A 21,820-nucleotide genomic window follows, 5' to 3' on the forward strand; every position below is an offset into this window, starting at 1 on the left:
GTTCCTTCAGGTGTTGACACTGCTATTCAGATTGCTGGCATGCAGGCCGCATTCCAGGCTGTCGCGCTGTTCCCACCACCAGCGCCCGGCGCGCACGTCTTCACCGGGGCGAATGGCGCGCGTACAGGGCTCGCAACCTATGGAGGGGTAGCCTTGGTCGTGCAGCGGGTTGTAGGGGACGCTCAAGCCACGGATCACGGCCCAGACATCGTCCTGAGTCCATTCGATCAAGGGATTGAATTTCTGCAGTCCAAAGACGCTGTCATATTCCTTGCTGGACAGTTCGGTGCGACTGGCTGTTTGTTCGCGGCGCTGACCGGTAATCCAGGCTGATCGGCCTTGCAAGGCACGACGCAGTGGCTCCACCTTACGGATCGCGCAGCATTCTTTGCGCAGCTCCACGCTTTCGTAAAAAGCATGTGTGCCATGCGCGCTGACGTGTTCCTGCACCCGGTCCGGATTCGGGTGAAAAAACAGGATGGGGCGTTCGTAGTGCTGCTGGATGTCGCGGCCCAATTGCAAGGTCTCTTCGTGCAGACGACCGGTATCCAGGGTGACAGTTTGCAACTCGGGGGTGTAGATGGACATGGCGTGAAACAGCACCATGTCTTCCGCAGCCAGAGAACTGGCCAGAACGGCATCCGTGTGTTCGCACGCGATGTATTGCAGATCGTCGCGCAGCTGTTTCCACAGCATCAGTGGCCGGGCGCTCAGGGCGAGCGCGGCAGGGGCTTGGGCGGGCATGATCAGATGTCCTTGCGGCAATACCAGTACCGGCCCTGCTCAAAACGGAGTCACGTGGGCCGCGCTATCGCCTTTACATGGTTCATGAAGTGATGAGCCAGTGTGCTTGCGCGAGCCCTCGCTGGGAACGAAGTATTAGTTAGGTGAATATGCCCTTGCTGTATTTAGCCGCCTTGTCATTGTATTTTCAGGCGCGTCGGCTGGCGGCAATAATGGCGATGATGACGATGCAGGACAGCCAGGTCAGCAGGTCCACTTGCTCGCTTAACCATACCGCTGAAATCAGCACGGTCAGGAAGGGTTGGGCCAGTTGTACCTGACCAATACGAGCCACACCTCCCATGGCCATGGCCTTGTACCAGGGGAAGAAACCCAGCAAGGAAGAGAACAGGGCCAGGTAGAGCAAGGCCATGACAGATTGGGAAGAGGGCATTTCTGTCATGGGAAAAGTCAGCCACAAGGTGGCAGGAATGGTCAGCGGCAAGCTGGCTGCCAGGCACCAGCAGATGGTGCGCCAGCCACCCAGGGTACGGGCAACACGCCCCCCTTCGGCATAGCCTACGCCAGACATGAATACCGCCAGAGCCAACCAGATATCGCCGGTTTGCAGGGCGCCTTCACCGATATAGAAAGCGTAGAGCAGCACCAGTACGGCACCCAGCAGGCTCAGCATCCAGAAGCGGCGGCTCAAGGGTTCACCGCTGCGGGCGGAGGCAACAATGGCGGTGGCCAAAGGAATCAGCCCGCTCAATACGGCCCCGTGCGAGGAAGGCACGGTCTGCATGGCAATCGAGGAAAACACGGGCCAGCCTACGATTACACCCGTACAGGACAGGGCAATCCCGCGCCATTCCGACGCAGTGGGGCGACGGCTGCGGGTTGCCAGCAAGATGATGGCCGCAAACACCCCCGCGATACTGGCTCGTGCCATTCCGACCAGCCAAGGGTCAAAGCTTTGTACCGCCAGCCGTGTCATGGGCAAGGTGAAGGCAAAGACGGTAACCCCGATAAAAGCGTAGAGATAGATCAGCAATGCTGGGGCGGTACTGGGCATGGGAAGACTGGTGCTGCGGCTCATGAAAATCACCACGGATGAGAAATAGGTTTATCACAGCTTTGAGCTTAAAATAAATAAACAATACAGTTGCGATACAGTTCATCAATCAGTCGGTCAAGCTGTACTGGTCAAACTTCCGCTACAGTCGGTTTTCTCGCTTGGAGCTCAGCATCATGGAATGGTTGGATTGGCAGCCCGTGCGCGGTTCGGACGTGACACTTAGCGATCAACTGGTCGCCTGGGTGCAGCAGGCCCTGCATTTGAGGTATCGGGGCGGCAGTCGCTTACCCTCTGTGCGCCGGTTGGCGCAGTCTGCCGGGGTCAGTACGCATACTGTTGTGGCCGCGTACGACAAGTTGATGGCCTTGGGCTTGGTGGAGTCCCGGCCCGGTTCCGGTTTCTTTGTGCGTGTGCGCAGCCCTCGACGCCTGCGTTCCGAATCCCTGCATGTAGAAAAGAATGAGCCGCGCAAAATAGATGTGAACTGGATGTTGAACAGTTTCATGGGGCATAGCGACAGCGCGGGCATTCCCAGTCAGTGGCTGGATAACGAGATGATTCTGGCGGCCTTGCGGCAGGTCAGCCGTAGCGCCGGCTCCAACTTGCTGGGCTATGGGCATTCGCATGGCTACAGGCCCTTGCGTCAGCACATTGCGGGACAACTGGAAGATAGCGGCATACAGGCAGATCCTGATACGCAGCTTTTATTGTGCAGTGGTGTTACGCAGGCGCTGGATTTGCTTCTGCGCCATTGGCTACGGCCTGGTGATGCGGTTGTTGTGGAAGATCCGGCCTGGTATCTCTTGTTTGCTCGCCTGGCGGTGGTGGATGTGCGAGTGCTGAGTGTGCCACGCCGCGCAGATGGCCCGGACCTGGCGGTACTGGAGCAGCTGGCGCGCGAGCATCGTCCACGTCTGGTTATTTTGAATACCGTGGTGCATAACCCCACCGGCTTTAGCTTGAGTCCGGCGGTGGCGCACAGCATTCTGACTTTGGCCCAGGCCTGGGACTTTCACATTATTGAAGACGACACCTATAGCGAGCTGCACGCCAATCCTGCCTGCCGTCTAGCGCAATTGGATCAACTGAACCGGGTGACGTTGGTGGGGGGCTATTCCAAAGTCATGGCAGCTGGTTTGCGGGTGGCTTATATGGCAGCAGCTCCTGAACTGCTGCAGTCTTTGGTGAATCTGAAAATGCTGGCAGGGCTGACTTCGCCGGAGCTGGGGGAGCGGGTCATTCATCGGGTGCTGGTAGATGGCCCCTATCGCAAACACCTGGATCGGCTGCGCCGTCACGCCGATGCCGACAGGCATAAAACCCTGGAGCAATTGGCGCATGTAGGTCTGGCGCCGGACGCACCACCCCAGGCGGGCATGTTTGTCTGGGTGGATACGGGTGTGGATACGGAAAGTCTGGTGCGTGCTTTGGGGCGACCAGGGCATTTATTGGTGCCGGGGGCCTTGTTTTCCCCGCAACAGCAACCATCTACATATATGCGTATTAATGTTTCTTTAGGCGACGATGCGCAGTTTTGGCAGGATTTTGCCCGTTGTTTGTTCAACGCCAAGCAGTCCTCCAGCCCCGTGCCCAGCGAAGTAGCCTTATAGCTTGAACGCTGATAGTTGCACTGTCATCCAGCTCTGTTAGCATAAGTCTGTGCGACGCATAGAAAGAAGTTTTTATGCGACGCGCGATAGCTAATAGCAATGAACGTTATTGCATTAATCAATTTTACTAATCGGCAGTGGCTTCCTATAATGGCTTTACTGTCAATGATTAATCACTCACCGGAGCAAATATGTCTTTGATCAACACCGTCATCAAACCTTTTAAAGCACAAGCTTTTCACAACGGCAAATTTATCGAAGTCAGCAACGAAACCGTTGCCGGTAAGTGGGCTGTTTTCGTTTTCTACCCAGCCGACTTCACGTTTGTTTGCCCAACCGAACTGGAAGACCTGGCTGACCACTACGCCGAATTCCAGAAAATGGGCGTAGAAATTTACTCGGTGTCCACCGACACTCACTTTGCTCACAAAGCATGGCACGACACTTCGGAAGCCATCAGCAAAGTTAACTACCCAATGATCGGTGACCCAACTCATCAGCTGTCGCGCAACTTTGACGTGCTGATCGAAGAGGAAGGTATCGCTCTGCGCGGTACGTTCGTGGTGAACCCAGAAGGCGAAATCAAGGTCCTGGAAATCCACGACAACGGTATCGGCCGTGTGGCTTCCGAACTGCTGCGCAAAGTTAAAGCTGCTCAGTACATCGCCGCTCACCCCGGTGAAGTTTGCCCAGCTAAATGGGAAGAAGGCGCCAAGACGCTGACTCCTTCCCTGGATCTGGTTGGCAAGATCTAAGACCTTTTAAACACGGGTCTTTAGCGGTGGTCGGCGCGCTGCGCCGCCACCCCGGTGCCTGACCGGTTCAGGCACCTCAAGTTGTTTCGTTCAGTACAGGATAAAGGGCGTTTCACATGTTAGATGCAAACATCAAAACTCAATTGAAGGCATACCTCGAGAAGATCACGCAACCGATCGAGATCGTTGCGACGCTGGATACTGGCGCCAAGTCCGTCGAGCTGCGCGAACTGTTGCAAGAAATTGATGGTCTGTCCGACAAGACCAGCTATCGCGAAGATGCGGATGCGCAAGAGCGCAAGCCTTCCTTCCAAATTAACCGTCCCGGTACCGACATTAGCGTGAGCTTTGCGGGTATCCCGATGGGACACGAATTTACCTCTTTGATCCTGGCCCTGCTGCAAGTGGGTGGCCACGAGATCAAACTGGATGCCGCTGTGATTGAGCAGATCCGTAATCTGCCCGGCGACTTTGTTTTTGAAACGTATTTCTCGCTGTCGTGCCAGAACTGTCCTGACGTGGTGCAGGCCTTGAACGCCATGTCCGTGATCAACCCACGTATCAAGCACGTGGCGATTGACGGTGCCCTGTTCCAGGACGAGGTTCAGCAGCGCAACATCATGTCGGTTCCGGCCGTGTTCTTGAATGGTGAAATGTTCCATCAAGGCCGTGCCAGTGCTGAAGAGTTGCTGGCCAAACTGGATACGGGCGATAACTCGGCTCGTGCCGAAGCCTTGAACGCCAAGGACGAGTTTGATGTGCTGATTGTGGGTGGTGGTCCTGCAGGTGCTGCCGCTGCTGTGTACGCCGCTCGCAAGGGTATTCGTACGGGTGTATTGGCCGAGCGTTTTGGTGGTCAGGTTCTGGACACCATGTCGATCGAGAACTACATCTCGGTGGTCGAGACTAATGGTCCTGCGTTTGCAACGGCGCTGGAGCAGCACGTCAAAGCCTACGATGTGGACATCATGAATCTGCATCGCGCCAAGGGCATTCGTCGTGAAGGCAAGCAGGTCATTGTGGATGTGGATGGCGGTGCTCAGCTCAAGGCCAAGTCCGTAATTCTGGCTACTGGTGCCCGCTGGCGCGAACTGAATGTGCCTGGTGAGCAGGATTACCGTAACCGTGGTGTGGCGTACTGCCCGCACTGTGATGGTCCTTTGTTCAAGGGCAAGGATGTGGCGGTGGTTGGCGGTGGTAACTCCGGCGTTGAGGCGGCAATTGACCTGGCTGGTTTGGTCAAGCACGTTACCTTGATCGAGTTCGGTGATGCCTTGCGTGCTGACCAGGTCTTGCAGACCAAGCTGCGCAGCTTGCCTAACGTGACGATCATCATGCAGGCTCAGACCACTGAAGTTCTGGGTGATGGCACCAAGGTGGTGGGTCTGAATTACCTGGACCGTGCTACTCAGGAAGCCAAGAGCCTGAAGCTGGATGGTGTATTTGTTCAGATCGGTCTGGTGCCCAACACGGAATGGTTGAAGGGCAGCGATGTAGGTTTGTCGCGTCATGGCGAGATCGAGGTTGATGCTCGCGGTGCGACTTCGCTGGCTGGTGTGTTTGCAGCGGGTGATGTGACGACCGTGCCTTTCAAGCAGATCGTGATTGCTGCTGGTGAAGGTGCCAAGGCTGCGTTGAGCGCTTTTGATTACCTGATCCGTAGTTCGGCTGAAGTTGAAGAGCCGGCAGCAGAGAAGGTGACTGCTTAATTATTTCTGATTATTGGACCTGGCTGTTCAAGAGGGCCACCCTGTTTTGGGGTGGTTCTTTTTTTTGTCTGTGGGTGGGGTGACAAGTAGTTGTTGTGTATCGGGAATGCTTCAGCATTGATCGGGCTCTTTGAGAAAAATCGTCTCAGGAAAGACGCCGCTCAAGCCGTCTGCCCCTGCCTCGGGGCTTGACTACTTGCCGGTGCTACGCACCGGTACCCTTGTCTGTTCTGGAATCCGGGCGCCCTGTGAACTCCCGGGGTACTTGGTCCCCCGGACCAAGTACAAGCGTCCCGCTCGAACAGCACAGGGCTTGCATCCCGGATTCCAGAACAGCCTGCGGCAAGCAGTCTGAATCGCCCCGAGGCAGGGGCAGACGGCTTGAGCGGCTCGATGCATGAGATGGCGCGATTTTTCAGTCGTTTCATGTACGAGAAATTGGCAGGGATGTGGAACAAAAGAGGTGTTTGATTTCCTATGTTCCATGTGGAGACAACTGGCGGTTTGTGATGTGTCCTGAGCAGATGGTCATGATCCTGCCAACTAGCTGTTGATGGACGCTAAATTGGCGGGGTTTCTTGTTTTCTGTTGGTCTACCTACCTTCCTTCCTGTCTGCTTGCCTATTTGGCTGTTTGTCCATTTATTTCTTCGTGTTTACTTGTTAGTCGATCTGCTTGTCTGGCAACTAAGCACCTACCCGTCCACATATTTTTTGATGCAGTGGCCAATCATGATCATCTTGCTCTAATTTGAATGTGCTGATGCTGATTTGTGATTCAGCTCTACATAGTAAATACTTCCTCACTGCATACACCGTCTCAGGCTTAGAAGTTGGCTTGATGCTTGCTGACGCTATAAACCACTGCTGCGGCCTGCGGGGGCGCGGGGCGATTCAGACTACTTGCCGCGGGCAGAAAGACAGGACGGGATGCAAGCATTCTGCTGTTTGAGCGCGACGCTTATAGCTCGTCCGGGGGACGAGCTATCGCGCGAGTTCAGAATGCGCCCGTCCTGTCTTTCTGACAAGGGTACCGACGCGCAGCGTCGGCAAGTGGTCAAGCCCGGCGCCCCCGCAGGCCGCAGCAGTGGTGCTTTACAGAGATTGCCTATGCATTAATCCAGGCTCTTCCAAACCGAAGCGACGTCACATAAGAAAGACATGCTCCTGCATGTACATGGCAATTCAATGCGATTGGGCCGGCCTTGGCCTAGTGTCGAGTACACGATGAGTATTCAAGGGCTAATAAATAGTCCTGCTATAAATCTCCTTCAAGCTCAGGCCAGTTCCCGCCCAATACATCCGCACAGACCTGTAGCCATGCTCTGGCCGCCTGCGACAGATACCGCCCATTCCACAGTAGCGCCACTTCCCAGTTCAATGCCGGTTCCACCACTTCTTTGGCAATCCAATCCCCCGGTTCCAGCCGAGAAAGAAACGGCTGGGGCAACAAAGCGACTCCCATTCCCGCCTGTGCCATGGAAGCCACCCAATCCCATTGATTGCTCTGGGCAGCAATATTCGCCCGCAAGCCCGCGTGGGCGAAAGCACGCCGCAACATACGGGTCAGGGCATAGTCTTCGCCCAGGAAAATCAAAGGATGCTTTTCCAACTCCCGTAGCTTGATCTTCTTTTGCGCACCGGCCAGCGTATCTTTATGGCCAATCGCCCAAACCGCATGCTTGGCCACGGGGGTAGCCGATACATTCAGCTCCGGCCCCAAAGGCAGAATACTCAGCCCCATTTCAACCGTGCCCGCCGCAACCATGCGCTCAATCCCCATGCCGGTTTCTTCATGCAGAATCAACTCGATCTGCGGATGCCGGTTTTTGAAAGTCTTGAGCACTTCCGTAAACAGCACATTAATCATGGGCGGAATACCCAGATCCAGGCGGCCGCGTTGCAAGGCCTGAACTTCGTGAACCTCTCGCAGCAAGCCCTGCATGCTCTGCAGAACTTCCTGCCCCCGCTCCAGCACCACCTTGCCACAATCAGTCAGCTGTAATTGACGGTGATCACGAATCAGCAGGGGCTCGCCCAGCTCATCTTCCAGCTGCTTCACCATCTTGCTGATGGTCGATTGCGTCACGTTCAGGCTCTGCGCAGCTTGCGTAAAGCTTTGATGTTTAACGGTTTCAATGAAGTATCGCAAGGATCGGATGTCCATGATTGGCAGGCCTTTTATCTATGACTTTTACGACTTCCTGGGAGTTATTTTATTCATTATGGCGATGCTATGCTGGCTTTGTTCAAAAAACATAAACGCCTGTTGTCAGGGCGATTTCGGCTTTTTATCTCCGGCTTGTACAGCCCCTATTTTTAAAGCGTGATGTCGTTCTGTTGCGTGAAGATTTCGCCTGGCGCTTTCGGCCCTGGCTCCTTCCGAAAGCAACAACAGGTAGATCAATGACACAGAGACAGGAGCACACGATGTTCAAGGATCGCATTCGTTCCCCCGAATTGGAAGGCAAAGTCATGACCGCTCAGGAGGCAGTCGCCTTCTTCAAAGACGGGATGAATGTCGGGATGAGCGGTTTTACCCGTGCAGGGGACTGTAAGGTCATGCCTCGTGCCTTGGCCGAGCGCGCCCAGACCGAGCAATTAAAACTGAATGTGGTTACCGGCGCTTCGCTGGGTAATGATAGCGACGGCATGATGGCCGAGGCCGGTGTGCTGGCCCGCCGCTCGCCGTTTCAAGTGGACTCGGTGCTGCGCCGTCATATTAATGAAGGCAAGGTCCTGTTTACCGATCAGCACTTGTCCCTGACGGTGGAGCACATGCGTTCGGGCAACCTGCCTGCCATCGACATCGCTGTCATTGAAGCGGTTGCCATTACAGAAACTGGCGCAATTGTGCCGACGACCTCGGTAGGCAACTCGGCCAGCTTTGCCCAGCAAGCCAAACAAATCATTGTTGAGCTGAACCTGAGCATGCCAGTGGAAATGGAAGGCTTGCACGATATCTATGTGCCCGAGGCTCGCCCCAACCGTCAGCCTATTGAACTGACGGATGTGGACCAGCGTATTGGTACCACCGCCATTCAGGTGGATCCTTCCCGCATCGTGGGTATTGTGGTGACCGACGCTTTGGACAGCCCCTCCAGCGTGCTGCCACCTGATGAAGAAACCCAGGCAATTGCCGGTCACATTATTGAATTCCTGAAAGGCGAAGTAGACGCTGGCCGTATGAGCCACTCCTTGCTGCCCTTGCAGGTGGGAATCGGTACGATTGCCAATGCCGTGACTTACGGCCTGCTGGATTCTCCCTTCACCGACCTGAAGATGTACTCGGAAGTCTTGCAGGACAGCGCGATTGCCATGTTGGACTCCGGCCAGTTGAGCTTTGCCTCGGCTTCGTCCTTGACGCTGTCTGCCCCCAAGATGGCGCAGTTCCTGGAAGGCCTGGAAAACTACCGCGACAAGCTGGTGCTGCGTCCACAGGAAATCAGTAATCACCCAGAATTGGTGCGTCGCTTGGGCATTATTGCGATCAACACCGCCCTGGAATTTGATATCTATGGCAACGTGAACTCCACGCACGTCTGTGGCACCCACATGATGAATGGCATTGGCGGTTCCGGCGACTTCGCCCGTAATGCGCACCTGTCCATTTTTGTCAGCAAGTCCGTCGCCAAGGACGGCGCCATCTCCAGTGTGGTGCCTATGGTGTCGCACGTAGACCACTGCGAGCATGATGTGGCCGTGCTGGTCTCCGAATGGGGCCTGGCTGATTTGCGCGGTTTGGCTCCTCGTGAACGTGCCCGCGTCATCATCGAAAAATGTGCCCACCCCGACTACCGTCCTGCTTTGCTGGACTATCTTGAGCGCGCCAGCAAACGTGGTGGCCACACGCCCCACATCCTGGAAGAGGCCTTGTCCTGGCACGTTCGTTTCCAGCAAGCAGGCACCATGAAACAGGAGCAATTCCAGACCCAGGAACTTGCGACTGCGTAGTCCATCAGGTCTGGTAATGCGTAGCCGAGTCAGTCCGGCAGCGCAGACCTTACAAATTGACCTGATCGCCCCTGGCATTCCACCCGTGCCAGGGGCATTTTTTTAGCGCTAAAATTGCGGATTCTGCTGCGTTTAGCGAGGCCGGCGTGTTCGAACAAATCGGTATTGTCAATTTCTGGGCCTTTGTGGTGGGTACGGTGTTTATCGTGCTTTTGCCCGGACCCAATTCTTTATACGTCCTGGCCAGTGGCGCCGGACATGGCGTGCGCGAAGGCTATAAAGCAGCCTTGGGCGTGGTCGTGGGTGACGGTATTTTGATGACGCTGACGGCCCTGGGCGCTGCCTCGCTGCTCAAGACGCTGCCCATGTTGTATATGGGCATACGCTGGCTGGGTGCGGCCTATTTGCTGTATTTGGGTGTGCGGCTTTTACAGTCGGCCTTCAGGCAAGGTGGCCCGGTTCAGTCTGTGGACACGCGTTTGCGTCACGAAACCCGCTTTCGCAAGGCCTTGCTCCTGAGTTTGTTGAACCCCAAGGCCATCTTGTTCTTCCTGTCCTTCTTCGTGCAATTTGTGGACCCGTCCAAAGGTCACACGGGCCTGGCCTTTATGTTGCTGGGCCTGGTGGTGGAACTGATCAGCATTTGTTATTTGTCTTTGCTGATTTTTGGCGGAGATCGCCTGGCAGGAATTTTCCGACGCCATCAGCGTCTGTCCCGGATGGGCAATGGCTCGGTGGGGCTGCTGTTCATGGGCTTTGCCGCCCGTATGATCAGCGACTAAGCCAGTTGCTTCAGAGCGCAGCAGTTCTGACAGCACTTATTTATCAGTTTTAAGGAAAACACCATGAGTAGCAAAATCCGTGTCGGTATTGCAGGTTACGGCAATTTAGGGCGAGGCGTAGAGCTGGCCCTGGCACAAAACCCGGACATGGAGCTGGTCAGCGTTTTTACTCGTCGTGACCCTGCTTCCCTGCGTCTGCAAAGTGCAGGCGTGCCCGTGCGCGCCCTGGACCAGATCGAACAGTACCGCAATGATATTGACGTGCTGATTCTCTGTGGTGGCTCTAAAAATGACCTGCCCGAACAAGGCCCGGCCTTGGCCCGCTGGTTCACGACGGTAGACAGCTTTGATACCCACGCCCGTATCCCTGAGTACTACGAAGCCGTGGATGCCGCCGCCAAAGGCGCAGGCACGACCGCCTTGATCGCGGTGGGTTGGGATCCAGGCCTGTTTTCGCTGAATCGCTTGTATGGCGAGTGTGTCTTGCCTGTTGGCCAAACGTACACCTTCTGGGGCAAAGGCTTGAGTCAAGGTCACTCCGATGCCATCCGCCGTGTGGTCGGTGTAGCCGGTGGTGTGCAATACACCTTGCCTATCGAAGCAGCGGTACAGCGTGTGCGCAACGGGGAGCAGCCCGAGCTGAGCACCCGTGAAAAACACAAGCGTCAGTGCTTTGTGGTCCTGGAAGAGGGCGCCAGCGCCGACGCCGTACGTGAAGCCATTGTGACCATGCCCGATTACTTCGCGGACTACGACACGGAAGTTAATTTTATTGACGCTGAAACCCTGGCACGCGATCACGCGGCAATGCCTCACGGTGGTTTTGTGATTCGTAGCGGTCAGTCCGGCGTGGGTTCGCAACAAGTGGTTGAATACGCCTTGAACCTGGGCAGCAACCCGGAATTTACCTCCAGTGTGCTGGTTGCCTACGCGCGTGCGGCTTACCGCATGAACCAGCAAGGTCAAATCGGTGCCCAGTCCGTGCTGGACGTGGCCCCTGGCCTGTTGTCGCCTAAATCGCCTGCGCAATTACGCAAAGAATTGCTGTAAATCCTGGTTTCAGGCTGCGGCCCGGCTCAGCTTGCCTGAGTCGGGCCGCAGGTCTTGCTGGTTTGTGCACAAATGATTCAGTGGGTCAATAAAGGGTAAAATAGCGCCCATTCCTCACTACATTGAGTGTTCTCATGCGCTTATTGATCGCACTGCTTCTGCCCTGGTTGGTCTTTTTCACGATCGGTCGACCTGTAGCGGGCATTATTTGCCTGATTCTGCAGTTGACCGTCATTGGATGGATACCGGCCGCTATTTGGGCGGTATATTCTCTTAGCCAATACAAAACTGACAAGAAAATTGAACAAGCCCTGGGCAAGCGTTAAGCCCTAGGTTTTCCTTCCTTTTTGCACGTCTGAGCAGGCCATGATGCGCTTGCTCGGGCGTTTTATACTTTTTTGCTGATACAGCCATGACCCTATCGTCTCCCGTGGGCCATTCTTCTGAGTCCGGTGAGCAAACGGTATCCGTAGACCCCAAGGCTGTGCCACGCCTGGAACTTCGCAATATCACCAAGGCCTATCCGGCGGTGGTAGCCAACGACAATATTTCCCTCTCTATCCTGCCGGGGCAGATTCATGCCGTGCTGGGGGAGAATGGCGCGGGTAAATCCACCTTGATGAAGATCATCTACGGTGTGGTCAAACCCGACCAGGGCCAGATTCTGTGGGACGGCCAGCCCGTCCAGATCAGTAGTCCGGCGGCGGCCCGACAGTTGGGCATCGGTATGGTGTTCCAGCATTTTTCCTTGTTTGACACCCTGACTGTCACGGAAAACATTGCATTGGGCTTGCCTGCTTCGACCAATATGCAGGAGCTGGCTGGTCGAATTAGTGAAACGGCCAGTCAATATGGTCTGGATCTGGACCCCCAACGTCATATCCATACTTTGTCCGTGGGCGAGTGCCAGCGGGTTGAAATTGTGCGTGCCTTGCTGGGCAAGCCAAAGCTGCTGATTCTGGATGAGCCAACCTCGGTATTGACCCCGCAGGCAGTACGCCGCTTGTTTGGCACTTTGCGTCAACTGGCTGCTGAGGGTTGCAGCATTGTCTATATCAGCCACAAGCTCGATGAAATCCGTGAGCTGTGCAATGCCTGTACGGTCATGCGTATGGGCAAGGTCACCGGCTATTGCGACCCTCGCGAAGAAACCACGGCCAGCCTGTCGCGCCTGATGATTGGTGCCGAGCCTCAGTCTCTGGGTGAACGCAGCATGCAACAAGGCGGGACGCTCTTGCAGGTGCGTAATCTGCAGTTAAGCAAATCCCATCCTTTTGCCTGTGAATTGCAGGATGTCAGTTTTGATCTGCACCAGGGCGAAATTCTGGGGGTGGCGGGTATTTCCGGTAATGGTCAGCAGGAGTTGCTGGCTGCCTTGTCAGGTGAAGATACCCGCGCACGGGCAGACATGATTTTGCTGGATGGTCAGGCGATTGCCCAACGCGATGCGGCTTGGCGACGAGATCAGGGCATGGGCTTCGTACCTGAAGAACGCTTGGGACGCGGTGCTGTGCCGGAATTGTCATTGGCTCAGAACCTGCTGCTGTCTCATCAGAACCCGGAAACGGTGAAGCGCGGTTTTCTGCGTTTTCCCAGCATTCGCCGTCTGGCAGGCGGGATTATCAAGCGTTTCCGCGTCAAGACTTCCAACGAGCAGGCCGCTGCCAACAGCCTGTCAGGCGGGAACCTGCAAAAGTACATTATTGGCCGTGAAGTCACCCGTCAGCCGCGCATTCTGGTCATTGCCCAGCCCACCTGGGGTGTGGACGTAGGGGCTGCCGCCCAGATCCACGCCGAGCTGCTGGCCCTGCGCGATGCGGGCTGTGCCTTGCTGGTCATCTCTGAAGAGCTGGATGAATTGTTTGCGATTGCCGATCGCCTGATTGTTATCTCCAAAGGTCGTATGTCTCCCTCTATTCCCGTGGCGCAAGCCAGTGTTGATCAGATTGGGCAATGGATGAGCGGTTTGTGGGAGGAGGGTGAACATGCTCAGGCTTGAGACTCGTGCCACGCCCTCTACCTTGATGGCCTGGTGCTCCCCTTTGCTGGCTGTCTTGCTGACCATGGTGGTCGCCGGAACCTTGTTCTGGTCGCTGGGCAAGAATCCTCTGGCGGGCTTGAACGTATTTTTTCTGGAGCCTTTGCGTGATCTGAATGGTTGGGCTGAGGTGGGCGTCAAACTGGTGCCCTTGCTGCTGATCTCGGTCGGTCTGGCCATCTGTTTCAGAGCCAATATTTTCAATATCGGGGCGGAAGGGCAGTTGGTGATGGGCGCCTTGGCAGCCGGGGCCTTTATTCTGCACGTGGACGATGGCGATAACGGTGGTTTTTTCCTGATTACCGTGGCTTTGGCCTGCGGCATGCTGGGCGGCATGGCCTGGGCTGCTATCGTGGCTTTCCTGAAAGATCGCTTCAATGCCAACGAGATTCTGGTTTCCCTGATGCTGGTCTATGTGGCTCAGCACTTGCTCAGCTATCTGGTGCACGGTGCCTTGCGCGATCCCGATGGTTTTGGTTTCCCGCAGTCCAGCCTGTTCTCGGACGGCTTTTTGTTGCCCGCGGTCTTGCCCGGCACGCGCTTGCATAGCGGTATTGTGCTGGCAGTGATTGCGTCGGTGGCGGCCTGGCTTTTCCTGACACGCAGCATGGCCGGTTTCCGCTTGCGCGTGGGGGGTATGGCCCCATTGGCTGCTCGTTACGCCGGTTTTTCCTCCCGTAAAGCCTTGTGGAGTTCCTTGCTGATTTCGGGGGCCTTGGCCGGTCTGGCTGGTGCAGCAGAAGTCATGGGCCCGGTTGGGCAACTGACCCCTTCGATATCTCCCGGCTATGGTTTTGCGGCCATTATTGTGGCCTTTGTGGGGCGACTGCACCCGCTGGGACTGATTTTTTCCTCTTTTGTGATGTCCTTGCTCTATATCGGTGGGGAATTGGCCCAAAGTCGTTTGGGCTTGCCCAATGCGATTACCGGCATTTTCCAGGGCATCCTCTTGTTTTCCTTGTTGGCTTGTGACGTGCTCATCACCAAGCGTTTGGTCTGGAGAAAGTAATGGACGCGATTGCACCTTTGCTCGCCGCAACCATCAACGCAGGCACCCCTTTGCTCCTGGCAGCCTTGGGTTTGCTGATTAATGAAAAGTCGGGCGTCATCAATCTGGGCTCGGAAGGCATGATGCTGATGGCGGCCATTGTGGGCTTTGCGGTGGCCGTGCAAACCGGCAGCCCTGCTTTGGGTTTTGTGCTGGGCGCGGTGGTTGGCATGGTCATGGCAGCCGCCTTTGCCTGGCTGACCGTCTGGCTGGGCGCGAATCAGGTGGCTTGTGGTTTGGCCCTGTCCTTATTCGGGGTAGGGGCCTCGGCCTATATTGGCTTGCCCTTTACCGGCAACTCCCTGGTCGTGACCAAGCTCTCTATACCCGTACTGAAAGATATTCCCCTGATCGGGCCTGCTTTTTTCCAGCAGCATTACATGGTCTATGTGTCCTGGGTGCTGTGTATTGCCGTGGCCTGGTTCCTGACTCGTACCCGCTCCGGTCTGGTGCTGCGCGCGGTGGGTGAATCGCCTGCCTCGGCGCACTCGCTGGGCTACAACGTGCGCTACATTCGCCTGGGTGCCTTGATGTTTGGTGGTGCCTGCTGCGGTCTGGCCGGTGCTTTCATCTGCCTGGTTTACACGCCCATGTGGGTCGAGAATATGGTTGCCGGGCGCGGCTGGATTGCGTTGGCGCTGACGACGTTTGCAACCTGGCGTCCCTGGCGCGTCATGCTGGGCGCTTACTTGTTTGGTGGGGTCACGATCCTGACCTATCATGCGCAGGCTCTGGGTGTTCCGGTAGCCTCGCAATTGCTGGCCATGATGCCGTATCTGGCCACGATTATTGTGCTGGTTTTAATTTCCCGAAACGCTAACTGGATCAGGTTGAATATGCCTGCATCGCTTGGCAAAAACTTCAATCCCAACAACTAGAGGACTGACATGACTGGAAACTTTATGCGCAAGGCTCTTTTGGCCGCTGCCATCGCTTCCCCCCTGGCCGCCTTGCCTGTGTCCGCTCAGGCAAACGATCAAGAACCCCTGAAAATCGGTTTTGTGTATGTCAGCCCCATCGGTGAAGCCGGTTGGACCTGGCAGCAAGACATTGGCCGTCGTGAAATGGAAGAGGCCCTGAAAGGCCGCGTGGTCACTCAGTACGTGGAAAACGTGCCTGAAGGTGCTGACGCAGAGCGCGTCATTCGCGATCTGGCCCAGCAAGGCAACAAGCTGATCTTCACAACCTCGTTTGGTTACATGAACCAGACGCAGAAAGTGGCCAAGCAGTTTCCGGACGTGAAGTTCGTGCACTCCACCGGCTACAAGACGGCTCCTAACGTGGCCACCACCAACGCCCGTTTCTACGAGTCCCGTTACCTGGCTGGCGTATTGGCCGGCAAGATGACCAAGTCCAATGTGGTCGGTTACGTGGGTGCTCACCCCATTCCTGAAGTGCTGCAAGGCATCAACGCCTTTGCCATCGGTTTGAAGAGCGTGAACCCCGAAGCCCAAGTGCGCGTGGTTTGGGCCAATAGCTGGTACGACCCAGGTAAAGAGCGTGACGCAGCGGTCACGCTGCTGGGTCAGGGCGCCGATGTGGTGACTCACCACACCGACTCCACCGCCACCGTGCAAGCGGCTGAAGAAGCTGGCAAGTACGCGATTGCCTACCACTCCGACATGAGCAAGTTCGGTCCTAAAGCCCAACTGGCTGCCGTGACCCACCACTGGGGTGATTACTTCACTCGCAAAGCCACTGAAGTTCTGGATGGCAAATGGCAGAACGACAGCACCTGGGGTGGCCTGAAGTCCGGTATGGCTGCTTTGGAAGGCTTCGGTCCTGAAGTGCCTGCTGATGTGAAAGAGTTCGTTCTGGCCAAACAGGCCGAGATCGTGGCTGGCACACTGCAACCTTTTGCCGCTCCTATCAAGGACAACGATGGCAAGGTGCGTCTGGAGTCCGGTTTCCTGGATGACGATGCCTTGAACCGCATGGATTACTACGTGGAAGGCGTGGCCAGCAAACTGCCCAAGCAATAAGCTGCCCTGCAGTCTGTAGATAAACAAAAGCCCCTTGTCGGAAAGTCCGACAAGGGGCTTTGTTGTAGGTGGCGTGTGTAGCTTTTCACGCTGTAGCTTGGGTAAAGTCTGAGCTTGTTCGGTGTTTGCTTCGGGTCTGGTTTGTCATCCGTTCAGGAAGACAAGGCTGACGCACAGAGCTGCAATACAGAGTCGCCATGCAAAATTGATCTATGGAACCGACCTCAGAACTATGCTGCCTGTGCAGGCCGCTTGCGGCCCAAGCGTGTCGATGCCCGCATCCAGCGCAGCGTCATCAGCACGGCAACTACAGACAAACCTGTCACCAGCCCGATCCAGATTCCCATCCCGCCCATATTGAACTGGAAGGCCAGCAAAGAGCCCGTAGGAACGCCCAGCACCCAATACCCTAGCAAGGCCAGCAGCATGGGTATGCGCGTGTCATGCAGGCCGCGTAGCATCCCTGCAGCCACGGCCTGGGCACCATCACTGATCTGAAACAGCGCGGCCAGCGCCAGGAAGGTAATGGCCAACTGAATAACGGTCTGGTTTTCGGCGACATCCAGATCCAGAAACAGGCCAATCAGGGTCAAGGGGGCGAACCAGAATACCAGAGCCGCCAGTCCCATGAAGCCTACCCCCAGAATGTAGGAAATCCAGCCGGCACGGCGGGCACCCAAAGGATCGACCCGGCCTGCGGCCAGCCCCACACGGATGGTGGCAACCTGACTGAAGCCCAAAGGAATCATGTAGGACACCGAGCAGATCTGCATGGCAATCGCGTGTGCGGCCAGATCAGATTGCCCCAGTACGCCCATCATCATGACGGCGGCGTAAAACACCAGGGTCTCCAGGGTGAAGGTAATCGCAATGGGGATGCCCAGCGCCCACATTTTCCACAGACGCTTCACACTCCACTGCCAGGCATCGTTGAACAGGTAGTAGCGTCGGAAGCGCGGATCCCGCAGTACCACCCAGCTCAAACCTGCGAACATGAAGAAGCTGGACAAGGTAGTGGCCAGACCTGCGCCTGCCAGTCCCATGGCGGGCATGCCCAGATTGCCAAAGACCAGGAGCCAGCCCAGCACGGCATTGATACCGATCGCGATGACGGCCACCGCCAAAGTCCATCCCGGCTTTTCCATGGCGGCCAAGAAGGAGCGCAGCACGATGTAACCCAGATAGGGCAGCAAAGCCCATTGCAGGGTGTGCATATAGGTGACCGAGCGCGCCGCGACAACGGGGTCCTGGCCCATCATCAGCAAGATATGCTCGGCATTCCACAACACAATCCAGGCAGGCAGGGTAATCAGTAAGGCCGTCAGAAAGCCGTGACGGATGATTTGCTGGGATTCGCGTACATTGCGCAGTCGTCGGCCCAGCGTTGTGGCCAGCATGGGAACGACAGCGGACACCAGCCCCATGCTGAAAATCATGAAGGCCTGATACAGACTGGCGGACAGTGAACCGGCAGCCAGCTCATCAGGACCCAGTCGGCCCATGTAAATCAGGTTGGTTGCCAACAGGCTGACTTGAGCCAGGTTGGTCAGAATCAGGGGGCCGCCCAATCGCAGGGAGGATTGCAGCTCCGCCAGCCAGAGCTGGCTCGGGCTGGTAGTTTGAGACTTTGCAAACATGGTTTATTTGGCGCGAGGCAGGGACCAGGTGCTGATAACTTGTGCGACAGCCGGGCCACCGTTGGCCGGTTCCAGCAGCACATCGCCCGCGCAGGTACGGCCGGTCTTGTGAATCCGGGCATGAGCCAGAATATCGCCGGGAGGGGCCTTGCGCAGGAAATTGATGGTCAGGCTGGAGGTGACAGCATCGGGGTTGCCCGTGGCTCCGACTACAGCGGCATACAAGGCCAGATCAGCCAGCCCCATCAGCATGGGGCCTGCCACCATGCCGCCCATGCGCTGGTGGGCATTGCGCTCGGGCAAGCGCAAACAGGCGTTGTCGTGGCCTATGTGGACAACATCAATACCCAAAACGGCGGCAAAGGGATGCAGACGCTCCAGAAGATCACGAAACTGAACAATATCGATTTTAGGCTCGGGTGCAGAGTGTGTGCTGGTCATGACGTCGTCACTGAAAAGAAGGCCGTTGTAAGAAGGGCATACTGGCTGGTACTGTATCAGATCGTCCCGCGTATCGGGGTAGTTCGGCGCCCGGCTGTTCAGGGCTGGACCCATTCCAATCGATCAACAAGAAGCGAGGAGCATCATGAAACGCAGCGCAATTGTGTTTGCCTTGAGTTTGCTGGCATCAACCGGCACCGTGATGGCACAGGGGCATGGAGGCCATGGTCATGGCACGCCCGAACCGGTACGCGCCTTGAGCACGCAGGTCCATGCCAGCCAATGCTGGGTGCGCATGATGCCCGAGCCCACACCTTCCGCCGCCTATCTGGAACTGGAGAACAAGGGTGAGCAGTCCGTAGCCGTGACAGGAGCCAGCTCATTGTCCTTTGGGCATGTGATGTTGCATCAAACTAGCGAGAGCGAGGGGATGGCGCGCATGTCGCATGTCTCCGAGGTGGAGATCCCGGCAGGGGGAGTATTGAGCCTCAAGCCGGGGGCTTTCCACGTGATGCTGGGTCAGGCCAAAGAAGACTTGGCCCTGGGGGAGCGCATCATCTTGAGCATTCATCTGTCGGACGATACTCAGGTCCAGGCCGAGTGCGAGTTGCGACCTGCCAAGACACAGGCTTATTAAACGTAATTAGCGTTTGGATAGAGACCGGGAGCTGGCCGCTGCATGCGGTCAGTTTTGCATTGGGCTTCAGGCTTGCAGCGCGTCCAGCACCGCCTGGTTGAACGCCTTGGGATTGGCCAGATTCATACCGTGGGCAGCCAGCGGGATGCGGTGCATCTGATCCTCGCGTCGGTGCTGACGAATGATGTCCATGCAGTGGTGATAGCGTGTGGGGCTGTTTTCACCCGTGATGAAGCTTAAGGGTGCCTTCATCTGCTTGAGCCACTCCAGGTCCGGACCTTGATTGGGCTCTTGCTGCTGATCCAACATGGTGTGGGCGTTGTCCTGAATCATCTCGCGGAACCAGCGTGTCATTTGCTTCCACGTCCCCGAGCCATTGACCGTATCTACGAACAGAGCCATGGCACCATCGCGGTCACCCTGTTCCAGGCGTTCGGCCACTTGCTGGAACAAGGGGGCATAGGAGTAGGCACCGGGAGTCGGAAAGCCGGGATCTGCCAGAGTCAGGCTGGCCACCTGCTCGGGCATTCTTTGAGCCAGTAGCAGGGCAACATGACCACCGCGAGAGTGCCCCACGATATGCACTTTCTCATCAGGAATATGCTGATCCAGCAAGGCCTGCAAGTCCTGGGCGTGTTGCGCCGTATTGAAGTGGCCGGGGCTGGGTGCTCCGGGCCAGTAGGAGCGCAGGCTGGGAGCCAGAACCCGATACTGGGTAGCAAAGGCGGGGATCTGCCAGCGCCAGTAGCGCCAGTCGCACAGGGAACCGTGGATCAGCAAAACGGGTGCGCCTTGTCCCTGATCCACAAAGGTGTGGCGATAGCCTTGCGCGGTCAGTTCAAGTGTGGAGAAGTCGGCAAAAGGGTTTGTCATGGCAAGCAGTAGAGGTCAGGCAAGGATGGGCCACCTGAAAAAAACAGACCGGGTCTGAACCCGGTCCTTGTGGCATTGCGCGCTGGGTGATTATTCCAGCAATTTCAAGCGGCTGCGCGCGGTCTCGGCTGCCTCGGATTGTGGGTAGTCCTTGACGATACGCTGCAAGGTGGTTTTGGCACCGCTCAGATCGTTCAGTTCGATCTGGCTGGAGGCTGTCACCATCATGGCATCAGCCGCGCGTGGGCTTTGTGGGGAGGCCTTCACAAAAGCCTGGAGTTTCTGAATGGAGGTCTTGAAGCTTTTGATCGCGTACAGGCTGCTGCCTTCGTAAAAGCGCACTTCGTCAGCCAGAACGCTGGACGGGTAGGCGGCCAGAAAACCGGCAAAGGCATCGGCGGCGGGCTTGTATTGGCCAGCGCGGTAAGCGTCCATGGCACTATCAAAGACGGCTTGTTCTTGTGGGTCAGCGGCATGAGGGCTTTGCTGGCCGGGAGCCGGGCTATTGGCCTGGCCTTGGCCGCTGGCTTGCCAGCTCAGTTTCTCTACCTGGCCGCGCAGCGACACCACCTCGGAGCGCAGGGTATCAATTTGATCAGCCAATTGCAGGCGAGCCTGGGTGTTTTGCTCGTTCATCTGACGAATTTGCTGCCGCAGCTCCAAAATGGCGCGTCGGGCCTCGTCATCGGCAAAGGCCTTGGCCGGCAGGCTGGCGAACAGGGCGGCCGTAGCGAACAGGGCAACGGTCGCGAGACGAAAAGGCTTTTTATAAGCGTGCATAGTGAAGTCCGTTAAAAAATGTGCATCCGCAATGCGCAGGCTCCTCACCCGCCGGTTTCCCCTCTGTTGGGGGCTGTGATCTGGGGGCTTTTTGCCGGCCTGGCGAGCCCGCTGTCCAGCATAACGAATTTTCAGTGGATCGGGCACAGCGCCGATAAAAAACGCCGCGGCGTTAACAACCGCCACGGCGTCGGAACCACTTGGTCGATGCAGAAATTATCGTTGGTAAACGATGTCTGCGCGACGGTTTTCAGCGTAATCAGCTTCGGTGTTACCCAATGCTTTTGGACGCTCTTTACCAAAGCTCACAGCTTCGATCTGGCTGTTGCTTACGCCCAGCAGACCCAGCATGCGTGCCACGGCGTCGGAACGACGCTGACCCAGAGCCAGGTTGTACTCGGCACCACCACGCTCGTCGGTATTACCTTCGATGCGTACGGTTTGCTGAGGATGGCTGCTCAGGTAAGAAGCGTGCATTTCTACCAGGCCACGGTACTGGTCGTTAACCACGTAGCTGTCGTAGTCAAAGAACACCGAGCGTTGTTGTGCCAGTGGGCTTTGAGGGTTGAAGGGGTCCATGATCTGGCCTGCGCTGGCAGAGTCCGATCCTGTACCGCCGGTTGAACCGGAGCCAGATTGATCCAGAGGAACCGAGCTGCAAGCAGCAAGGGCGGCAGCCATAACGGCGAGGGTAAGACTTTTAAGAATGCGCGAGCTCATTTGA

Annotated in this window: 20 protein-coding genes; 12 read left to right on the forward strand and 8 right to left on the reverse strand. The window is 56.6% G+C overall.

Annotated elements, in window-relative coordinates; genetic code table 11:
• Nucleotides 1–6 precede the first annotated feature (6 nt).
• Nucleotides 7–744 carry a phosphoadenylyl-sulfate reductase gene (locus ACU6HM_RS13570; protein ID WP_254498888.1) on the reverse strand — a complete coding sequence of 246 codons (738 nt, stop codon included), beginning with the start codon at nt 742–744 and terminating at the stop codon, nt 7–9.
• A gap of 187 nt (nt 745–931) precedes the next feature.
• Nucleotides 932–1,822: a DMT family transporter gene (locus tag ACU6HM_RS13575; protein ID WP_026485485.1), complete on the reverse strand. Its 891-nt coding sequence runs from the start codon at nt 1,820–1,822 to the stop codon at nt 932–934.
• A 152-nt stretch (nt 1,823–1,974) separates the two neighbouring features.
• On the opposite strand from ACU6HM_RS13575, the gene ACU6HM_RS13580 reads away from it, so the two are divergent.
• The 3 genes from ACU6HM_RS13580 (at nt 1,975) to ahpF (ending at nt 5,875) form a co-directional block, all read left to right on the forward strand.
• On the forward strand, nt 1,975–3,411 hold the full coding sequence (locus tag ACU6HM_RS13580; RefSeq protein ID WP_446763941.1) for an aminotransferase-like domain-containing protein: 1,437 nt from the start codon (nt 1,975–1,977) through the stop codon (nt 3,409–3,411).
• 191 nt (nt 3,412–3,602) lie between these two features.
• Nucleotides 3,603–4,166, forward strand: coding sequence for an alkyl hydroperoxide reductase subunit C (gene ahpC, locus ACU6HM_RS13585; RefSeq protein WP_009454841.1), 564 nt, complete (start codon nt 3,603–3,605; stop codon nt 4,164–4,166).
• A gap of 116 nt (nt 4,167–4,282) precedes the next feature.
• Complete coding sequence (gene ahpF / locus ACU6HM_RS13590) at nt 4,283–5,875, forward strand: alkyl hydroperoxide reductase subunit F (protein WP_369327105.1); 1,593 nt, start codon at nt 4,283–4,285, stop codon at nt 5,873–5,875.
• 1,257 nt (nt 5,876–7,132) lie between these two features.
• On the opposite strand, the gene ACU6HM_RS13595 is transcribed toward ahpF, so the two are convergent.
• Nucleotides 7,133–8,041: a LysR family transcriptional regulator gene (locus ACU6HM_RS13595; RefSeq protein ID WP_088452294.1), complete on the reverse strand. Its 909-nt coding sequence runs from the start codon at nt 8,039–8,041 to the stop codon at nt 7,133–7,135.
• Nucleotides 8,042–8,304: 263 nt separating this feature from the next.
• Here ACU6HM_RS13595 and ACU6HM_RS13600 point away from each other — a divergent pair, with 263 nt between their 5' ends.
• From ACU6HM_RS13600 to ACU6HM_RS13635, 8 genes are all read left to right on the forward strand, one after another.
• Nucleotides 8,305–9,828, forward strand: a complete 1,524-nt coding sequence (locus ACU6HM_RS13600; RefSeq protein ID WP_336974633.1) for an acetyl-CoA hydrolase/transferase family protein — start codon at nt 8,305–8,307, stop codon at nt 9,826–9,828.
• 146 nt (nt 9,829–9,974) lie between these two features.
• Nucleotides 9,975–10,610, forward strand: coding sequence for a leucine efflux protein LeuE (gene leuE, locus ACU6HM_RS13605; protein ID WP_026485490.1), 636 nt, complete (start codon nt 9,975–9,977; stop codon nt 10,608–10,610).
• Between the two features lie 63 nt (nt 10,611–10,673).
• Nucleotides 10,674–11,660, forward strand: a complete 987-nt coding sequence (locus tag ACU6HM_RS13610; protein WP_446763942.1) for a diaminopimelate dehydrogenase — start codon at nt 10,674–10,676, stop codon at nt 11,658–11,660.
• A gap of 134 nt (nt 11,661–11,794) precedes the next feature.
• Nucleotides 11,795–11,986, forward strand: a complete 192-nt coding sequence (locus ACU6HM_RS13615) for a YqaE/Pmp3 family membrane protein (RefSeq protein WP_009454854.1) — start codon at nt 11,795–11,797, stop codon at nt 11,984–11,986.
• Nucleotides 11,987–12,072: 86 nt separating this feature from the next.
• Nucleotides 12,073–13,659, forward strand: coding sequence for an ABC transporter ATP-binding protein (locus ACU6HM_RS13620; RefSeq protein WP_080748106.1), 1,587 nt, complete (start codon nt 12,073–12,075; stop codon nt 13,657–13,659).
• Nucleotides 13,646–14,707: an ABC transporter permease gene (locus ACU6HM_RS13625; RefSeq protein WP_009454858.1), complete on the forward strand. Its 1,062-nt coding sequence runs from the start codon at nt 13,646–13,648 to the stop codon at nt 14,705–14,707. Before ACU6HM_RS13620 ends, ACU6HM_RS13625 begins: the two co-directional genes overlap by 14 nt.
• Nucleotides 14,707–15,624 carry an ABC transporter permease gene (locus ACU6HM_RS13630; protein WP_009454860.1) on the forward strand — a complete coding sequence of 306 codons (918 nt, stop codon included), beginning with the start codon at nt 14,707–14,709 and terminating at the stop codon, nt 15,622–15,624. The genes ACU6HM_RS13625 and ACU6HM_RS13630 overlap by 1 nt, the downstream gene beginning before the upstream one ends.
• 24 nt (nt 15,625–15,648) lie before the next feature.
• On the forward strand, nt 15,649–16,728 hold the full coding sequence (locus ACU6HM_RS13635) for a BMP family ABC transporter substrate-binding protein (protein ID WP_009454862.1): 1,080 nt from the start codon (nt 15,649–15,651) through the stop codon (nt 16,726–16,728).
• Nucleotides 16,729–16,958: 230 nt separating this feature from the next.
• Here ACU6HM_RS13635 and ACU6HM_RS13640 read toward each other — a convergent pair whose 3' ends face one another.
• Both ACU6HM_RS13640 and ACU6HM_RS13645 read right to left on the reverse strand, forming a co-directional pair.
• Nucleotides 16,959–18,365, reverse strand: a complete 1,407-nt coding sequence (locus tag ACU6HM_RS13640; protein WP_009454864.1) for an MATE family efflux transporter — start codon at nt 18,363–18,365, stop codon at nt 16,959–16,961.
• Between the two features lie 3 nt (nt 18,366–18,368).
• Nucleotides 18,369–18,806 (reverse strand): PaaI family thioesterase, encoded by a 438-nt coding sequence (locus ACU6HM_RS13645; protein WP_035273402.1) that lies wholly within the window; start codon nt 18,804–18,806, stop codon nt 18,369–18,371.
• A 145-nt stretch (nt 18,807–18,951) separates the two neighbouring features.
• Here ACU6HM_RS13645 and ACU6HM_RS13650 point away from each other — a divergent pair, with 145 nt between their 5' ends.
• Complete coding sequence (locus tag ACU6HM_RS13650) at nt 18,952–19,443, forward strand: copper chaperone PCu(A)C (RefSeq protein WP_009454874.1); 492 nt, start codon at nt 18,952–18,954, stop codon at nt 19,441–19,443.
• Between the two features lie 66 nt (nt 19,444–19,509).
• Here ACU6HM_RS13650 and ACU6HM_RS13655 read toward each other — a convergent pair whose 3' ends face one another.
• The 3 genes from ACU6HM_RS13655 to pal form a co-directional block, all read right to left on the reverse strand.
• Nucleotides 19,510–20,316: an alpha/beta fold hydrolase gene (locus tag ACU6HM_RS13655; RefSeq protein ID WP_250756026.1), complete on the reverse strand. Its 807-nt coding sequence runs from the start codon at nt 20,314–20,316 to the stop codon at nt 19,510–19,512.
• A 90-nt stretch (nt 20,317–20,406) separates the two neighbouring features.
• The gene (gene ybgF / locus ACU6HM_RS13660) at nt 20,407–21,096 is read right to left on the reverse strand and encodes a tol-pal system protein YbgF (RefSeq protein ID WP_446763943.1); all 690 of its coding nucleotides are present in this window, start codon (nt 21,094–21,096) and stop codon (nt 20,407–20,409) included.
• Between the two features lie 216 nt (nt 21,097–21,312).
• Nucleotides 21,313–21,816 (reverse strand): peptidoglycan-associated lipoprotein Pal, encoded by a 504-nt coding sequence (gene pal / locus ACU6HM_RS13665; RefSeq protein WP_009454878.1) that lies wholly within the window; start codon nt 21,814–21,816, stop codon nt 21,313–21,315.
• Between the last annotated feature and the right edge of the window lie 4 nt (nt 21,817–21,820).

The organism is Alcaligenes sp. RM2, assembly GCF_052931795.1.